The organism is Massilia sp. TS11 (assembly GCF_022012445.1).
Taxonomy (GTDB): domain Bacteria; phylum Pseudomonadota; class Gammaproteobacteria; order Burkholderiales; family Burkholderiaceae_D; genus Telluria.
Window position 1 is genome coordinate 643,577 of the sequence record NZ_JAKLTS010000001.1, and the last position, 15,260, is coordinate 658,836.

A 15,260-nucleotide genomic window follows, 5' to 3' on the forward strand; every position below is an offset into this window, starting at 1 on the left:
AAATGACTGCGAATGACATGATGGCTGAAATCCGCGACGCCAATCTCAGCTACCTGATGCTGGCCCAGCAAATGATCCGCGCCGACAAGGCCACCGCGATCTTCCGTCTGGGTGTTTCGAAAGATATCGCCGACCTGATCGAAGGCATGAGCAATGCCCAGATCCTGAAACTGGCTGGCGGCAATATGATGCTGGCCCGCTTCCGCTTCGATGACGCGACCATCCTGTCGATGTTGACCAACTACAATAAGGATCGTCAGCTGGCCCAGAGCCACGCCGCCATCCTGATGGCTGGCCAACCGGCGGAAGAAATCGCCTAAGCAGACTGATAAGCGAGCGGGAGAGAAAAATGAGCAAGAAGAGCGTCGTGACCGAAGCCCAGGAAATTCAGCTGGCCATCGAACTGATCAACCTCGGGGCGCGCCTGCAGCTGCTCGAAACCGAAGTCTCGCTCTCGCGTGAGCGTCTGCTCAAGCTGTACAAGGAACTCAAGGGCGTGTCGCCGCCGAAAGGCATGCTGCCGTTCTCGACCGACTGGTTCCTGACCTGGCAGCCGAATATCCACGCCTCGCTGTACATGAATATTTACAACTTCCTCGTTGAGCACGCTGGCATCAGCGGCATCGAGGCAGTGATGAAAGCTTACAAGCTGTATCTGGAACAGATGCCGCCGGAACCCGGTGAAGAGCCGCTGCTGTCGCTGACGCGCGCCTGGACCCTCGTGCGTTTCTTCGGTAGCAAGATGCTGCTGATGGCCCCGTGCAAGTGCTGCCAGGGCAAGTTCGTGGTCGACGCCATGGACCTCAACCACGATTACGCCTGCGGCCTGTGCCATATGCCCTCGCGCGCTGGCAAGACCAAGAAGGCCAAAGAGGCCGCGCTCGCCGCCTGATGCCGGCCCCGTTTCCCTCCTCTTCGAAAGGCGGCGCGTGAGCGCCGCTTTGTCGTCCTCGCTGGCACGCTTTTGGCGGGCGCCGGCGGTCCAGGCCCTGTACATCCAGGCCTGCATGTTTCCCGTCACTTTGCTGATTGTGTATGCACTGGCGCGCCAGTTCGGCCCCTTGTCCTATCTGGCCGTGGCCCTGGTGCAGGGCGTGCTGGCCATGGGCATGACCTGGCTGCGCGGCCTGGCCAGCTGGTGGCGCCCGATCCAGTTCGCCTTTCCGCTCTGTCTGGTGGTGGTGGACGCCTATGATCTGCCGCCCAGTCTGTTCCTGACAGCCTTCCTCGGATTAGTCCTCGTCTACTGGTCGACCTATCGCACCCAGGTGCCTTACTACCCGTCCGGCGCGGCCGTGTGGGAAGCCGTGCTGGCCGAACTGCCGCCCGGACCCTGCCGGGTGATCGATATCGGCAGCGGCCTTGGCGGTGTTTCCCTGTTCCTGGCCGCGCGCCGTCCCGATGCCGAGGTCTGGGGCGTCGAACTGGCGCCGCTGCCCTGGGCCGTGGGCGCCGTGCGTGCGCGCCTTGCCGGCAGCCGCGCGCGGATGTTGCGCGGTGATTATGAACAACTGCATTTCGGCGATTTCGATCTCGTCTTCGCCTATTTATCGCCGGCCGCCATGCCGGCTCTGTACGACAAGGCGCGCGCCGAAATGCGCCCGGGCAGCCAGCTGTTCAGCTATGAATTCGCGGTGCCCGGCCACCCGGCCACCCGCATCCTGAATGTTGGCAAAAGGAAACCTTTGCTTCACGGATGGAAATTCTAGGCGCCGAGAAACCTTTTTCACTTGCCGGGCGAGCCAAGTCCAGTTATTGTAGTTTCCGAGGCAAAATTTGTTGAATCGGAGCGCTATTCGCGATACAGTCGGCGCGCTTTTTGCCTGAAAAGCGTATCGCATCGCGTGATAAAGGAGAAGCGTACTTGTTCGTTATTGTCGGATACCTCATCGTTTGCGGTTCCGTCTTCGGTGGCTTCGCCCTGTCGGGCGGTCACCTGGCCGCGCTGTTTCAGCCGCTGGAGCTGCTGATGATTGGTGGCGCCGCCGTCGGCGCTTTCCTGGTCGGTAACAATACGAAGGCGATCAAGGCCACGCTCAAGGCCCTGCCCACCGTGTTCAAGGGCTCGCGTCACAACAAGGACCTGTACATGGAACTCATGTCCCTGTTGTTCGACGTGCTGTCCAAGGTGCGCAAGGAAGGTCTGATGTCGATCGAAGGCGACATCGAAAAGCCCGAAGACAGCCCCCTGTTCTCGAAATATCCGTCGGTACTGGCCGACCACCATATCGTCGAATTCATGACCGACTATCTGCGGCTCATGGTGTCCGGCAATATGGATGCCTTCCAGATTGAAAACCTCATGGACAATGAGATCGAGACCCACCACCACGAAGGCGCGGTGCCGGCCCACTGTATCGCCAAGCTCGGCGACGGTATGCCGGCCTTCGGTATCGTGGCCGCGGTGATGGGCGTCGTGCATACGATGGAGTCGGTCGGTATTCCGCCGTCCGAACTGGGGATGCTGATCGCCCACGCCCTGGTCGGTACCTTCCTCGGGATTCTGCTGGCCTACGGCTTCGTCGGTCCGCTGTCCTCGCTGCTCGAACAGAAGCTCGAAGAAGAAGCCAAGATGTTCCAGTGCGTGAAGGTCACGCTGCTGGCTTCGCTCAATGGCTATGCACCGGCCCTGGCCGTGGAATTCGGCCGCAAGGTGCTGTACTCGACCGAGCGCCCGACCTTCGCCGAGCTGGAAGAGCACATCAAAAAATCCAAGTCGAAGTGATGGTGAGCAGTCATGGCTGAAGAAGGCCTCCGGCCGATTATCGTCAAGCGCATCAAGAAGGGCGGCGGTGGACACCACGGCGGCGCCTGGAAGATCGCTTACGCCGACTTCGTGACGGCGATGATGGCCTTCTTCCTGCTGATGTGGCTGCTCGGTTCGACCACCAAGGGCGACCTCAACGGGATTGCTGAATATTTCAAGACGCCGCTCAAGGTGGCCATGTCGGGCGGCGAGGGCAGTGGTGACAGCTCGTCCGTGATCCAGGGCGGCGGCACCGATCTGACGCGCCGCACCGGTCAGGTGAAAAAGGGCGAGACCACGCCCGTGAAGAAAACCTATGACCTGATCGCCGCCAAGGCCCAGCTGGAAAAGGAAGAAGCCCAGAAGCTCACGGCCCTGAAGTCGAAGATCGAGGCGACCATCGACGCCAGCCCGCAGCTGAAGAAATACAAGAAGCAGTTGTTGATCGACATCACGATGGAAGGCTTGCGCATCCAGATCGTTGACGAGCAGAATCGACCGATGTTTGCGGCCGGCCGTTCCGAACTGCAGCCTTACATGCATGACATCCTGGTCGCGATCGGCGATCTGCTCAACGAGGTGCCGAACAAGATCGGCCTGTCGGGCCACACCGATGCGACGCCCTTCCTGTCGGAAGAGGGCTACAGTAACTGGGAGCTGTCGGCCGATCGCGCCAACGCCTCGCGGCGCGCGCTGATCCAGGGCGGCATGAAGGAAACCAAGGTGCTGCGCGTGGTCGGTCTGGCCTCCGCCGTGCCGCTGAACAAGGTCGATCCGTTTGAGCCGATCAACCGCCGCATCAGCATCCTGGTCATGAATAAACGCACAGAAGAAGAAATCACGCGCAAGGCTTCCCTCCACACGGAAGAGGAAGACGACAGCGTGGCGCCGCCGGCCGCGCCCTCGAAATGAGGGTGGCTGCCAGGCCATTTTGTAGGGGAGTCCGATGAGTAAGAAAAAGGTGTTAGGCCCGCATGTTCGGCGGCTGATGTCCGGCATTTCCGAACACGGCAAAAAGCACTTGACCGAAGCGGAAACCGACCTGATCCAGACCGAGCTGCTGCTGGAAGAGGCGATTGAAAAGCTGACCAGTAATTTCATGGCGATTCATCAGGCGGTCACGGCACGCCAGCAAAGTATCGATACCTTGCTCGCCGGCGGCAGCCTGAGCGAGGAGGAGCGCGCCGCCCTGGCCGGGATGAGCAGCGAGATCGGCGGCTATGTGAATGCCGCCATCACCAGCATGCAGTTCCAGGACATGACGGCCCAGCTGCTCGACCGCACGCTGAAACGCGTGACCGGCCTGCGCGAATTCCTCGGCACGCTCGGCGTGCACGGCGCCGATCTGGTGCCCGAAAGCGGTACCGATGAAATCGTCGATCTGATCGGCAAAGTCAGCATGACCCTGGCGATCCAGTCGCTCGAATTGCGCAGCGAGCTGCGCAAGGCGGTCAATCAAAAACATTTGGAAAGCGGCGACATCGAACTGTTCTGAGTTCGTGATCACTCGTGATAACAAGGGCCCTGCCCGGATTTGATAGTGGGAGCAAAGATGGCTAAAACAATACTCGCAGTCGACGATTCCAGTTCCCTGCGCCAGATGGTGGCTTTTAGCCTCAAGGCCGCAGGCTATGCGGTGATCGAAGCGGTCGACGGCCAGGACGGTCTGGAAAAGGCCAAGAACCAGACGGTCGATCTGGTCCTGACCGACCAGAACATGCCGCGCATGGACGGCCTGTCGCTGATCAAGCTGCTGCGTGGGCTGCAGTCCTACCAGAAGGTGCCGATCCTGATGCTGACGACCGAGTCCTCGGACGAGATGAAGGCCAAGGGCCGCGCGGCCGGGGCCAATGGCTGGCTGGTCAAGCCGTTTGATCCGCAGCGCCTGATCGAGGTGGTGAAAAAGGTCATCGGCTAAAGCGCCGCCACGAGAAGAAGAAACGACGGAGTGTCACCATGAGCATCGACATTAGCCAGTTCTTCCAGGTCTTCTTTGATGAAGCCGAGGAACTGCTGGCTGAAAAAGAAAGGCTGCTGCTGGGCGTGGACGTGGAAAATCCGGATCCCGAGGATCTGAACGCGATTTTCCGTACGGCCCACTCGATCAAGGGCGGCGCCTCCACCTTCGGCCTGACCGATATGACCGAGGTGACCCACGTGCTGGAATCCCTGCTGGACCGCATCCGCAAGGGCGAAATGGCGCTCACGTCAGAACACGTGGACGCCTTCCTGGCCGCCAAGGACATCCTCAAGATGCAGCTCGACGGCCACCGCAATGGCGCCGCCGTCGATCAGGACGCGGTGGCGAATGTGCGCATGATGCTGCAGGAATTGTCGGAAGGGGCGGGCACGCCGCCGGCCCACAGCAGCACCCCGTCCTTCATCGCCTCCGGCATGGAAGCGGCCGAACACCACCAGGGCGGCGCGCACCGCTACCGGATCGAGCTGCCGCAGGTGCCGCAGCGCGACATCAATGCCCTGGCCGCCGAACTCGGCCTGCTGGGCCGCATCAGCGTGATGCCCCTGCCCGAAGACCGCACGGCCCTGACCCTGACCACCAATGAGCCGCTGGACAACATCATCGCGATCTGCTCGTTCGTGCTCAATCCCGACGACCTCAAGATCTTCGAAGCGCCGGCCCTGACGCCGGAGCAGGAAGCCAAGGAAAAAGCCGAGCGCGACCGCATCGAGAACGAGCAGGGCTATGGCTTCTTCGATCCGGTCGCCCCCGACACGGCCAAGGCCGACGCCGACAAGAGCGACGAGGAGCGCGGCTACGGCTTCTTCCAGCCGATCGAACAGATCCGCGCCCAGGCGGCCCAGGCCGCCGCGCCGGCGGCCGCCCCCACGCCCGAGGAAGCCGAAGCGAGCAAAGCCGCGGCCGAGGCCGCCCACGAGAAGAAGGCCGCCGCCAAGGCCGCGGCCGGCAATGCCGCGCATGGCGCCGGCGCCGAGTCCTCGTCGATCCGGGTGTCGGTCGAAAAGGTCGACCAGCTGATCAACCTGGTCGGCGAACTGGTGATCACCCAGGCCATGATCGAGCAGCGCTCGGGCAGCCTCGACCCGATGGAGCATGAACGCCTGCTGTCCTCGGTGTCCCAGCTGACGCGCAATACGCGCGACCTGCAGGAAGCCGTGATGTCGATCCGCATGATGCCGATGGACTTCGTGTTCTCGCGCTTCCCGCGCATGGTGCGCGACCTGGCCCACAAGCTGGGCAAGAAGATCGACTTCATCACGAATGGCGCCGCCACCGAACTCGACAAGGGCCTGATCGAACGCATCGTCGATCCGCTGACCCACCTGGTGCGCAATTCGATCGACCACGGCATCGAAATGCCGGAAGTGCGGCGCGCCGCCGGCAAGAGCGAAGCCGGGCGCCTGTTCCTGTCGGCCGGCCATCAGGGTGGCAATATCATCATCGAAGTGTCCGACGATGGCGGCGGCCTGAACCGCGAGCGCATTCTCGCCAAGGCCCAGCAAAATGGCCTGCCCGTGTCCGACAGCATGAGCGACGAGGACGTCTGGCAGCTGATTTTCGCGCCCGGCTTCTCGACCGCCGAAGTGGTGACCGACGTGTCCGGCCGCGGGGTCGGCATGGACGTGGTCAAACGGAATATCGCCCAGATGGGCGGCACCGTCGACATCCGCTCGGCCAAGGGCTTCGGCACCACGATCACGATTTCGCTGCCGCTGACCCTGGCCATCCTCGACGGCATGTCGATCCGCTGCGGCGAGGAGATCTACATCCTGCCGCTCGGCTTCGTGGTCGAGTCGCTGCAGCCGGTCAAGGACGACATCAAGGAAATCTCGGGCAAGGGCCGCGTCATCAAGGTGCGCGGCGAATACCTGCCCCTGATTCCGCTGTACCAAATGTTTGACATCACCCCGCGTTTCACCGATCCCTCGGAAGGCATCATCGTCATCCTTGAATCGGATGGACGCAAGGCCGGCCTGTTTGTGGACGAGCTCGTGGGCCAGCAGCAGGTGGTGGTCAAAAACCTGGAATCGAATTACCGCAAGGTCACGGGGATTTCCGGGGCCACCATCCTGGGCGATGGCGGCGTGTCCCTGATTCTGGATGTGTCGGCCGTGATGCGGTCCTCGCGCCAGCTCAGCGATGAAGTGATCTATTCGTAAGCAGAATTTTTTATAAGAAGGAAAACACTATGTCCCTTAGCGCACAATCGGCCATCAAGTCCACCGACGGTCTGGGCAACGAATTCCTGGCTTTCAAGCTGGGCTCGGAAGAATACGGCATCGACATCCTCAAGGTGCAGGAGATCCGCGGCTATGAAGCCCCAACCCGCATCGCCAATGCGCCCGAGTTCATCAAGGGGGTGATCAATCTGCGCGGCATCATCATCCCGGTGGTGGACATGCGCATCAAGTTCAACCTCGGCACCCCGACCTATGACCAGTTCACCGTCGTGATCATCCTGAACATCTCGGGCCGCGTGATCGGCATGGTGGTCGATTCGGTGTCCGACGTGACCACCCTCACGCCCGAACAGATCAAGCCGGCCCCGGACATGGGCGCCGCCTTCGACGCCCAGTACATGATCGGCCTGGGCACGATCGAAGAGCGGATGCTGATTCTGGTCGATATCGACAAGCTGATGTCTTCGAGCGAAATGGGCCTGGTCGACAAGCTGGCTGCCTGAATCACACCGCCAAACAACACACACAAAAGGGGAGTGGGTGATGGATTTGCGTAATTTTAAGATCGGTACACGGCTGGGCATGGGCTTCGGCGCCATCCTGCTGATTCTGGTGGTGACGGTCGCGATGACGGCCTTCCTGAACTACAACAACAAAGCCACCTTGCGGAAAAACCTCGATGTCACCGGCGCCAAGCTGCTGCAGGCCTCGAACATGAAGAGCGCCATGCTGGAAACCGGCCTGGCCATGCGCAACATCGGCCTGCAGGCCGACGTCGAGCTGATGCAGAAGGAAGAGCAGAAGGTCAAGGAACAGCGCAAGAAGTACGACAGCGCGCGTGACAAGCTGCAGAGCCTGGGCCTGGACGATGGCGAGAAGAAGATTCTGGCCGATATCGCCAAGCTCGACGCCGACGTCGACGCCGCCTTCAAGGAAGCGATCGGCCAGGTGCTGGCCTTCAACTCCGAAGGCGGGGCCAAGGTCATCGCCACCCGCATCGACCCGCTCAACAACCAGACCCTGGCGGCCCTGAACAAGCTGGTCGACATCCAGCAGGCGGCCGAGAAGGACGCCGTCGACAAATCCGTCAAGTCCGACAACCAGCTGCTGATGCTGCAGCTCGGCCTGACCCTGGCCGCCGTCGCGCTCGGCGTGGTCGGCGCCTACGCGACCACGCGCTCGATCACGCGGCCGCTGGCCGGCGCCGTCGAAGTGGCGCAGAAGGTGGCCAATGGCGATATCTCGATGAATATCTACATCGCCGGCAATGACGAGACGAGCGAACTGTTCCAGACCCTGAAGGACATGACGGGCAGCCTCGCGCGCACCGTCGGCGATGTGCGTCTGGGCACCGAGACGATCACCGTGGCCTCGCAGGAAATCGCCCAGGGCAATGCCGACCTGTCGGCGCGCACCGAATCCCAGGCCTCCTCGCTCGAAGAAACGGCGTCCTCGATGGAGGCGCTGACCTCGACCGTCAAGCAAAATGCCGACAATGCGCGCCAGGCGAATCAGCTGGCCGTGTCGGCCTCGTCGGTGGCGGAGAAGGGCGGTACCGTGGTCAGCCAGGTGGTCGAGACCATGGGCGCGATCAAGGACTCCTCGCGCAAGATCGTCGACATCATTTCCGTCATCGACGGCATCGCCTTCCAGACCAATATCCTGGCCCTGAATGCGGCCGTGGAAGCGGCGCGCGCGGGCGAGCAGGGGCGCGGCTTTGCCGTCGTCGCCGGCGAGGTGCGCAATCTGGCCCAGCGTTCGGCCAGCGCCGCCAAGGAGATCAAGGCCCTGATCGACGACTCGGTCGAGAAGGTCGACTCCGGTTCCAAGCTCGTCGATGAAGCCGGCCAGACGATGGAACTGATCGTCACCTCGATCCGCCAGGTGGCCGACATCATGGGCGAAATCACGGCCGCGACCGCCGAGCAGAGCGCCGGCATCGAGGAAGTCAATGCCGCCATCACCCAGATGGACGAAATGACCCAACAAAACGCAGCGCTGGTGGAAGAAGCCGCCGCCGCTGCCATGAGCATGCAGGAGCAGGCCCAGAAACTGGCCGAAGCCGTCGCCATCTTCCAGTTGGCTGACGCGCAGATGCGCCGCGCACTGCCCACCCCGGCACCGGTGGTGAAGGCAGCGCCCAAGGCGATGGCCGCGCCGCGACCCGCGATTGACAAACCGAGCGCCCCAGCCCCGGCGCCCGCAGCGAAAAAGAAAGCGGCCCCGCCGCCGAGCAACGACGACTGGGAAGAGTTCTGACACTCGCCGGCCTGGCGCCGCCAGGCCGCCACTCGCGTGCACTGAAGCTTTATGGATACCGTCAAAGAATTTAATTTTACGCACCACGACTTTGAACGTGTCCGTTCGATGATCTACAAGCGGGCGGGGATTGCGCTCGCCGATAGCAAGCAGGAAATGGTGTACAGCCGCCTGGCGCGCCGCTTGCGCGCCACCGGCATCAACTCCTTCCAGAAATACCTGGACGACCTGGAAAACGGCCGCCTCGGGGATGAATGGGAGAGTTTCACCAATGCCCTGACCACGAACCTGACCTCGTTTTTTCGCGAAGCCCACCACTTCCCCGTGCTGGCCGAGCATGTCAAACACCTGCACGAGCGCCCGATCCAGATCTGGTGCTCGGCCAGTTCCACCGGGGAGGAGCCGTATTCGATCGCGATGACCGTGTGCGAGGTGTTCAACACCTTGCACCCGCCGTGCCAGATCATCGCCACCGACATCGACACCAATGTGCTGAACACGGCCGCCAATGGGGTCTACACGATGGACCGCATCGAGAAGATGGCGCCCGAGCGCGTGCGCAAGTTCTTCCTGAAAGGGAAGGGCGAGCAGGAAGGCCTGGTGCGCGTGCGTCCGGAACTGCGCAGTCTGATCACCTTCAAGCAGCTGAACCTGCTGGCCGACAGCTGGCCCGTGCAGGGGCCGTTCGACGCCATCTTCTGCCGGAATGTGATGATTTATTTCGACAAGGGCACCCAGCGCAAGATTCTGTCGCGCTTCGTGCCCCTGATGAAACCGCATGCCCTGCTGTTTGCCGGTCATTCCGAGAACTTCTTGTATGTGTCGGACGCGCTGCGTCTGCGCGGCAAGACCGTCTACGAGCTGGATGAGCACGCCCGTGCCCATGCCGGCCGTTCAGCGTAGCGAGGAAGCCGATGGACCAAAACAAGCAATTCGCGACCAATGTGTACTACGATCGCACTTTCGACTGCGACGCCGCCAAGATCTTGCCAGGCGAGTACTACTACACGAACAAGGACATGCTGATCGTCACCGTCCTCGGTTCCTGCGTGTCGGCCTGCATCCGCGACCGCGTCAGCGGCCTGGGCGGGATGAACCACTTCATGCTGCCCGACGGCGGCGGCGATGTGAATTCGCCGGTGTCGGCCTCGATGCGGTATGGCACCTTCGCGATGGAGGTGCTGATCAACGACCTGCTCAAGGCCGGGGCCAAGCGCGAGAACATGGAAGCCAAGGTGTTCGGCGGCGGCGCCGTGCTGCGCGGCTTCACGGCGATCAATGTGGGCGAGCGCAATGCCGCCTTTGTGATCAATTATCTGAAAACGGAAAAGATGCGGATCGTCGCCGAGGACTTGAACGATGTCTATCCGCGTAAAGTGTATTTCTTCCCCAGGACAGGCAAGGTGCTCGTGAAGAAACTCATGCAGACCCATAATGATACGCTGGCCAAGCGCGAACTCGATTACGCGAGCCGGCTCAAGGTCGAACCCGTCGGCGGGGAAATCGACCTGTTCTAAGAGAAGAGATTGCCATGAAAATCAAGGTCCTGATCTGCGACGATTCGGCATTGATCCGCAGTGTGATGACGGAAATTATCAGCCAGCAGCCCGACATGGAAGTGGTCGGCGTGGCCCCCGATCCGCTCGTCGCGCGCGAGCTGATCAAGCAGACCAATCCGCATGTGCTGACGCTCGACGTCGAGATGCCCAAGATGGACGGGCTCGACTTCCTCGAGAAGCTGATGCGCCTGCGCCCGATGCCGGTGGTGATGGTGTCCTCGCTGACCGAGCGCGGTTCCGAAATCACCATGCGCGCGCTCGAACTGGGCGCGGTCGACTTCGTCACCAAGCCGAAGATTTCGATCCAGAGCGGGATGCGCGAGTATGCCGAGCTGATCGCCGATAAGATTCGCGCCGCCGCCAAGGCGCGCATCAAGCCGCGCACGATTCCCAAGCCGGGCGAGCAGGGCCACGCGCCGCTGCCGGCCCTGCGCAATCCGCTGACCTCGTCGGAAAAGCTGATCATCATCGGCGCCTCGACCGGCGGCACCGAGGCGATCCGCGAATTCCTCATGCAGATGCCGTCCGACTGCCCGGGCATCCTGATCGCCCAGCACATGCCGGAAGGCTTCACGTCCTCGTTCGCCAAGCGCCTCGACTCGCTTTGCAAGATTTCGGTCAGCGAAGCCAAGGGCGAGGAGCGGGTGCTGCCCGGCCACGCCTACATCGCGCCCGGCCACTCGCACCTGCAGCTGGCCCGGTCGGGCGCCAACTACATCACCCGGCTCGACCATGGCGAGCCGGTCAACCGCCACCGGCCCTCGGTCGACGTGCTGTTCCGCTCGGCGGCCCAGAACGCCGGTAAGAACGCGGTCGGGGTGATCCTGACCGGCATGGGCAAGGACGGGGCCCAGGGCATGTTGGAGATGAAGAATGCGGGGGCGTATAATTTTGCCCAGGACGAGGCGTCCAGCGTGGTCTTCGGCATGCCGCGCGAGGCCATTGCGATCGGCGCCGCCCACGAAGTCGGCGCCCTGCAGGCCTTGCCAGGGATGGTGCTCGGGTACCTGGCCCAGCACGGCAGCCGCGCCCTGCGTGTGTGAACCACAATCGACAGTTTTTACAAAAAAATCCGACGCTTTTTCGCAGTAAGAAATGCTATTCTATGGTCTGCTTCGGCAGACCCGTTTATCACCAACCCGAGACCAAGAAACAACGGAGTAATTCATGGCTGATCCAAAGATGCGCTTTTTAGTGGTAGACGATTTCTCGACGATGCGCCGCATCGTCCGGAATCTGCTCAAAGAACTGGGTTACGCCAATGTCGATGAAGCCGAAGATGGCGTGATGGCCCTGGCCAAACTGCGCAGCGAACCTTTCGATTTCGTCGTGTCCGACTGGAACATGCCGAATATGGACGGGCTGACCATGCTGCAGAATATCCGCGCCGATCCCCAGCTGGCCAAGCTGCCGGTGCTGATGGTCACGGCCGAAGCCAAGAAGGAAAACATCATCGCTGCCGCCCAGGCCGGCGCGAATGGCTATGTGGTCAAGCCCTTCACGGCCGCCACCCTCGACGAAAAGCTCAACAAGATTTTCGAAAAGCTGGGCGCAGCCTGATGCCCCCGCGGTGCGCCGTCCGCCGGGCGGCGCACCAGCCCCGGCCGCGCGCCCCCAGACCGCCGGCGGCCTGGTCTTTTTGATCCCCACCCATGATCAACTCCAATTTCATCGTCCGCGAGCCCCTGCTCGACCCGAAACAGCGCGTGATCGGCTACGAATTGTCGTGGCAGCAGCACGGGCGCCCGGCGCCCAGCGCGGAAGAGCTGGAAGACCTGGTCGGTTTTGTGGCGGGGGAGGTCTGCCATGAAGACCATGGCTGGCTGCTGCGCGACAAAGTCCTGTTCCTCGATGCCGTGCCGGCCATGCTCTCGCTCGATGCCCTGCATGCGCTGCCGCCCGAGCACACGGTGCTGACCCTGAAGGCGGCCGATCTGGCCCATCCCGACACCCTGGCCGCGGCCCAGGGCCTGCGCGCCGGCGGCGTCGGCATCGCCCTGCGCGACGGCGGCGACCTGTCCCATCTGGGCAAGAACCTGGCGGCCAGCTGCTCGTATATCGAAGTGCGCTTCTCGGGCGCCGATGTGGCGACCCAGGCGCGCAATTATGCGGCCGTGAAGACGGCCGGGGTGCGCGTGGTCGGACGCCCGGTCACCACCTGGGCCGATTTCGACGCCTGCGCCGCGCTTGGCCTCGACGCCTTTGTCGGCAAGCTGCACCTGACCCCGCGCCCGGGCAACCCGGTCAAGGGCATGAATCCGGCCCAGACCATCATCCTGCAGCTGATGCAGATGGTGCAGGCGAACGAAGACATCCCCAAGATCGAAGGCGTGCTCAAGCGCGACCCGGCGCTCAGCTACAAACTGCTGCGCTTCATTAACTCGGCCGGTTTCGGCGCCGCCCGCGAAATCCAGTCGCTGCGCCAGGCCATCGCCATGCTCGGCTATTCGCCGCTGTACCGCTGGCTGACCCTGCTGCTGGCCACGGCCTCGACCAGCGGCTATTCGCCGGTGCTGATGGAAACGGCGGTCGTGCGCGGCCGCCTGACCGAGCTGCTCGGCCAGCATGTGCTGGGCCGCGGCGAGGCCGAACACCTGTTCGTGGCCGGCATGTTCTCCCTGCTCGACCGCCTGCTCGGCCTGTCGATGAAGGAAGTGCTCGACACCATCCAGCTGCCCGAGGCGGTGGTGGCGGCCCTGCTCGAACGCAGCGGTAAATACGGTCCCTACCTGGCCCTGGCCGAGGCCTGCGAGCTGAATTCGGCCTTGGTCGCCTCGCTGGCGGCGGCCGTCAATATCCAGCCCGAAGAAGTCAACGCCTACCACCTGCAGGCCCTGTGCTGGGCCCAGAGCATCCAGGCCTGACCCGTCTGAAAGCCTGAATTGGGGCCGTTTCGGCCCCTTCTTCGCGCCATCGCGGCGCGTCCGCTTCGCCTACCATTGTGTTAATCCCAGGCTTGGCCTGACACATTTTGGAACGAGGAGCACACCATGAGTTTTCAACAAGGTTTAAGCGGTCTGAAGGGCGCTTCGCTGGCCTTGGAAACGATCGGGAATAACGTCGCCAACGCCAACACGGTCGGCTTCAAGGCCGGTACCGCCCAGTTCGCCGATTCGTATGCGACCTCGATCAATGCTTCCTCGACTACCAATTCCGGCCAGGGCGTGGGTGCCGTGCACGTGGCGCGGCCGCAGACCCAGGGCCATATCTCGCAGTCGGAAAACCCGCTCGACATGGCGATCAACGGCCAGGGCTTTTTCCGCATCGTGCGCAATGGCCAGGTCCAGTACACGCGCAACGGCCAGTTCTCGCTGTCCAAGGACGGCACCATCGTCAACAGCCAGGGCGCGGCCCTGACCGGCTATCCGGTCAATGGCGAAGGCCAGATTCTGGGCGGCGCCCCGGTCGCGCTGCGTCTGAACACCGGCAATATCGCCGCCAGCGCCACCAAGAGCCTGGCCGCCAAGGTCAACCTCGACGCGCGCGGCGAGATCCCGAACCCGAGCAAGGGCTTCGATCCGAACGATCCGCTGACCTATAACGCGCGTTCCTGGACCCAGGTGTATGACACCCTCGGCCAGAGCCACGATTTCTCGATCTACTATGTGAAAACGGCCCCGGGCGTGTGGGACGTGTATGCCTCGAACGACGGCGTCGAGCTCAAGGACGAGGCTGTGCTGCAGGTGCTGAAGAGCGATGCCGCTGTTCAGGCCGCCGCACTCGACTACCAGAAAGCGGCCGCGGCCGTGCCGATGGACGATGCGGCCAAGGCCCTTGTCAAGGCAGCCGCCAAGGCCTATGGCGACGCCGCCATGACGGCGATTGAAACCCAGGCCACGGCCGAGGGCGCGACGGCCGAACAGATCGACGCCGTGCGCCAGGCCGTGCAGGCCGACGCCACCGGCGCCGCCAATCTGCCGGGCGCCTCGCCGACCACGATCAACACGGCCATCGCCTCGGCCCTGCGCATGACCCCGAAAAAGGTCGGCACCCTGGCCTTCAAGGACGATGGCACGATCGATTCGGTGAATTCCTCGGAACAGCCGATTTCGCTCGAAATCCCGATGGATCCGAGCAGCGGCGCCGCCGCGCGCCAGACGGTGTCGGTCGCCTTCACCGGCAGCACCCAGTTCAGCTCGGCCTTCATCACGGGCGGCATCAGCCAGGATGGCCGGCCGCAGGGCAATCTGCTGCGCTTTGCCGCCGACGAGCACGGCATCATCCAGGGCCAGTACAGCAATGGCGTGGTGCAGGCCCTCGGTCAGGTGGTGCTGGCCAACTTCCCCAATTCGGACGGCCTGCAGTCGATTTCGGATAATGCCTTCGCGGCCACCGACGCCTCGGGCGTGCCGCAGATCGGCACCCCGGGCACGGGCAGCTTCGGCTCGGTCAATGCGTCCTCGGTCGAGGACTCGAATGTGGACGTGACGGCCGAACTGGTGGCCATGATCACGCTGCAGCGCTTCTACCAGGCCAATGCCCAGGCCATCAAGACCGAAGACTCGATCCTGCAGACCATCATCAGCCTGCGTTAA

General features: G+C 62.7%; 16 protein-coding genes. All 16 read left to right on the forward strand.

The window, feature by feature from the left end; translation table 11 throughout:
* Window positions 1-2: 2 nt before the first annotated feature.
* The 16 genes from flhD (at window position 3) to LZ005_RS03075 (ending at window position 15,260) form a co-directional block, all read left to right on the forward strand.
* Window positions 3-320 (forward strand): flagellar transcriptional regulator FlhD, encoded by a 318-nt coding sequence (gene flhD, locus LZ005_RS03000; protein WP_237804532.1) that lies wholly within the window; start codon window positions 3-5, stop codon window positions 318-320.
* A 29-nt stretch (window positions 321-349) separates the two neighbouring features.
* A complete protein-coding gene (gene flhC, locus LZ005_RS03005) occupies window positions 350-892 on the forward strand; it encodes a flagellar transcriptional regulator FlhC (protein ID WP_237804534.1) in 543 nt (180 codons plus the stop codon).
* A gap of 37 nt (window positions 893-929) precedes the next feature.
* Window positions 930-1,709 carry a class I SAM-dependent methyltransferase gene (locus tag LZ005_RS03010; protein WP_237804536.1) on the forward strand — a complete coding sequence of 260 codons (780 nt, stop codon included), beginning with the start codon at window positions 930-932 and terminating at the stop codon, window positions 1,707-1,709.
* Between the two features lie 155 nt (window positions 1,710-1,864).
* Window positions 1,865-2,725: a flagellar motor stator protein MotA gene (motA, locus tag LZ005_RS03015; protein ID WP_237804538.1), complete on the forward strand. Its 861-nt coding sequence runs from the start codon at window positions 1,865-1,867 to the stop codon at window positions 2,723-2,725.
* A gap of 12 nt (window positions 2,726-2,737) precedes the next feature.
* Window positions 2,738-3,658, forward strand: a complete 921-nt coding sequence (motB, locus tag LZ005_RS03020; protein WP_237804540.1) for a flagellar motor protein MotB — start codon at window positions 2,738-2,740, stop codon at window positions 3,656-3,658.
* Between the two features lie 76 nt (window positions 3,659-3,734).
* Window positions 3,735-4,241, forward strand: coding sequence for a chemotaxis protein (locus LZ005_RS03025; protein WP_237804542.1), 507 nt, complete (start codon window positions 3,735-3,737; stop codon window positions 4,239-4,241).
* Window positions 4,242-4,298: 57 nt separating this feature from the next.
* A complete protein-coding gene (locus LZ005_RS03030) occupies window positions 4,299-4,664 on the forward strand; it encodes a response regulator (protein WP_237804544.1) in 366 nt (121 codons plus the stop codon).
* A gap of 38 nt (window positions 4,665-4,702) precedes the next feature.
* Window positions 4,703-6,886 (forward strand): chemotaxis protein CheA, encoded by a 2,184-nt coding sequence (gene cheA, locus LZ005_RS03035; protein WP_237804546.1) that lies wholly within the window; start codon window positions 4,703-4,705, stop codon window positions 6,884-6,886.
* A 29-nt stretch (window positions 6,887-6,915) separates the two neighbouring features.
* On the forward strand, window positions 6,916-7,410 hold the full coding sequence (locus tag LZ005_RS03040; RefSeq protein WP_237804548.1) for a chemotaxis protein CheW: 495 nt from the start codon (window positions 6,916-6,918) through the stop codon (window positions 7,408-7,410).
* A gap of 40 nt (window positions 7,411-7,450) precedes the next feature.
* Window positions 7,451-9,166 carry a methyl-accepting chemotaxis protein gene (locus tag LZ005_RS03045; protein ID WP_237804550.1) on the forward strand — a complete coding sequence of 572 codons (1,716 nt, stop codon included), beginning with the start codon at window positions 7,451-7,453 and terminating at the stop codon, window positions 9,164-9,166.
* Between the two features lie 51 nt (window positions 9,167-9,217).
* The gene (locus tag LZ005_RS03050; protein ID WP_237804552.1) at window positions 9,218-10,069 is read left to right on the forward strand and encodes a CheR family methyltransferase; all 852 of its coding nucleotides are present in this window, start codon (window positions 9,218-9,220) and stop codon (window positions 10,067-10,069) included.
* 11 nt (window positions 10,070-10,080) lie between these two features.
* Window positions 10,081-10,683, forward strand: a complete 603-nt coding sequence (cheD, locus tag LZ005_RS03055) for a chemoreceptor glutamine deamidase CheD (protein WP_237804554.1) — start codon at window positions 10,081-10,083, stop codon at window positions 10,681-10,683.
* Between the two features lie 14 nt (window positions 10,684-10,697).
* A complete protein-coding gene (locus LZ005_RS03060) occupies window positions 10,698-11,768 on the forward strand; it encodes a chemotaxis response regulator protein-glutamate methylesterase (RefSeq protein WP_237804556.1) in 1,071 nt (356 codons plus the stop codon).
* 124 nt (window positions 11,769-11,892) lie between these two features.
* Complete coding sequence (cheY, locus tag LZ005_RS03065; RefSeq protein ID WP_237804558.1) at window positions 11,893-12,285, forward strand: chemotaxis response regulator CheY; 393 nt, start codon at window positions 11,893-11,895, stop codon at window positions 12,283-12,285.
* Window positions 12,286-12,377: 92 nt separating this feature from the next.
* Window positions 12,378-13,589: an EAL and HDOD domain-containing protein gene (locus LZ005_RS03070; protein WP_237804560.1), complete on the forward strand. Its 1,212-nt coding sequence runs from the start codon at window positions 12,378-12,380 to the stop codon at window positions 13,587-13,589.
* A gap of 126 nt (window positions 13,590-13,715) precedes the next feature.
* Window positions 13,716-15,260, forward strand: coding sequence for a flagellar hook protein FlgE (locus LZ005_RS03075; protein WP_237804561.1), 1,545 nt, complete (start codon window positions 13,716-13,718; stop codon window positions 15,258-15,260).

What these genes read in the sequence shown, in the direction of transcription:
- flhD (WP_237804532.1), top strand. Translation starts at nt 3, where the DNA reads ATGACTGCGAATGACATGATGGCTGAAATCCGCGACGCCAATCTCAGC.
- flhC (WP_237804534.1), top strand. Translation starts at nt 350, where the DNA reads ATGAGCAAGAAGAGCGTCGTGACCGAAGCCCAGGAAATTCAGCTGGCC.
- motB (WP_237804540.1), top strand. Translation starts at nt 2,738, where the DNA reads ATGGCTGAAGAAGGCCTCCGGCCGATTATCGTCAAGCGCATCAAGAAG.
- LZ005_RS03025 (WP_237804542.1), top strand. Translation starts at nt 3,735, where the DNA reads ATGTCCGGCATTTCCGAACACGGCAAAAAGCACTTGACCGAAGCGGAA.
- LZ005_RS03030 (WP_237804544.1), top strand. Translation starts at nt 4,299, where the DNA reads ATGGCTAAAACAATACTCGCAGTCGACGATTCCAGTTCCCTGCGCCAG.
- cheA (WP_237804546.1), top strand. Translation starts at nt 4,703, where the DNA reads ATGAGCATCGACATTAGCCAGTTCTTCCAGGTCTTCTTTGATGAAGCC.
- LZ005_RS03040 (WP_237804548.1), top strand. Translation starts at nt 6,916, where the DNA reads ATGTCCCTTAGCGCACAATCGGCCATCAAGTCCACCGACGGTCTGGGC.
- LZ005_RS03045 (WP_237804550.1), top strand. Translation starts at nt 7,451, where the DNA reads ATGGATTTGCGTAATTTTAAGATCGGTACACGGCTGGGCATGGGCTTC.
- LZ005_RS03050 (WP_237804552.1), top strand. Translation starts at nt 9,218, where the DNA reads ATGGATACCGTCAAAGAATTTAATTTTACGCACCACGACTTTGAACGT.
- cheD (WP_237804554.1), top strand. Translation starts at nt 10,081, where the DNA reads ATGGACCAAAACAAGCAATTCGCGACCAATGTGTACTACGATCGCACT.
- LZ005_RS03060 (WP_237804556.1), top strand. Translation starts at nt 10,698, where the DNA reads ATGAAAATCAAGGTCCTGATCTGCGACGATTCGGCATTGATCCGCAGT.
- cheY (WP_237804558.1), top strand. Translation starts at nt 11,893, where the DNA reads ATGGCTGATCCAAAGATGCGCTTTTTAGTGGTAGACGATTTCTCGACG.
- LZ005_RS03070 (WP_237804560.1), top strand. Translation starts at nt 12,378, where the DNA reads ATGATCAACTCCAATTTCATCGTCCGCGAGCCCCTGCTCGACCCGAAA.
- LZ005_RS03075 (WP_237804561.1), top strand. Translation starts at nt 13,716, where the DNA reads ATGAGTTTTCAACAAGGTTTAAGCGGTCTGAAGGGCGCTTCGCTGGCC.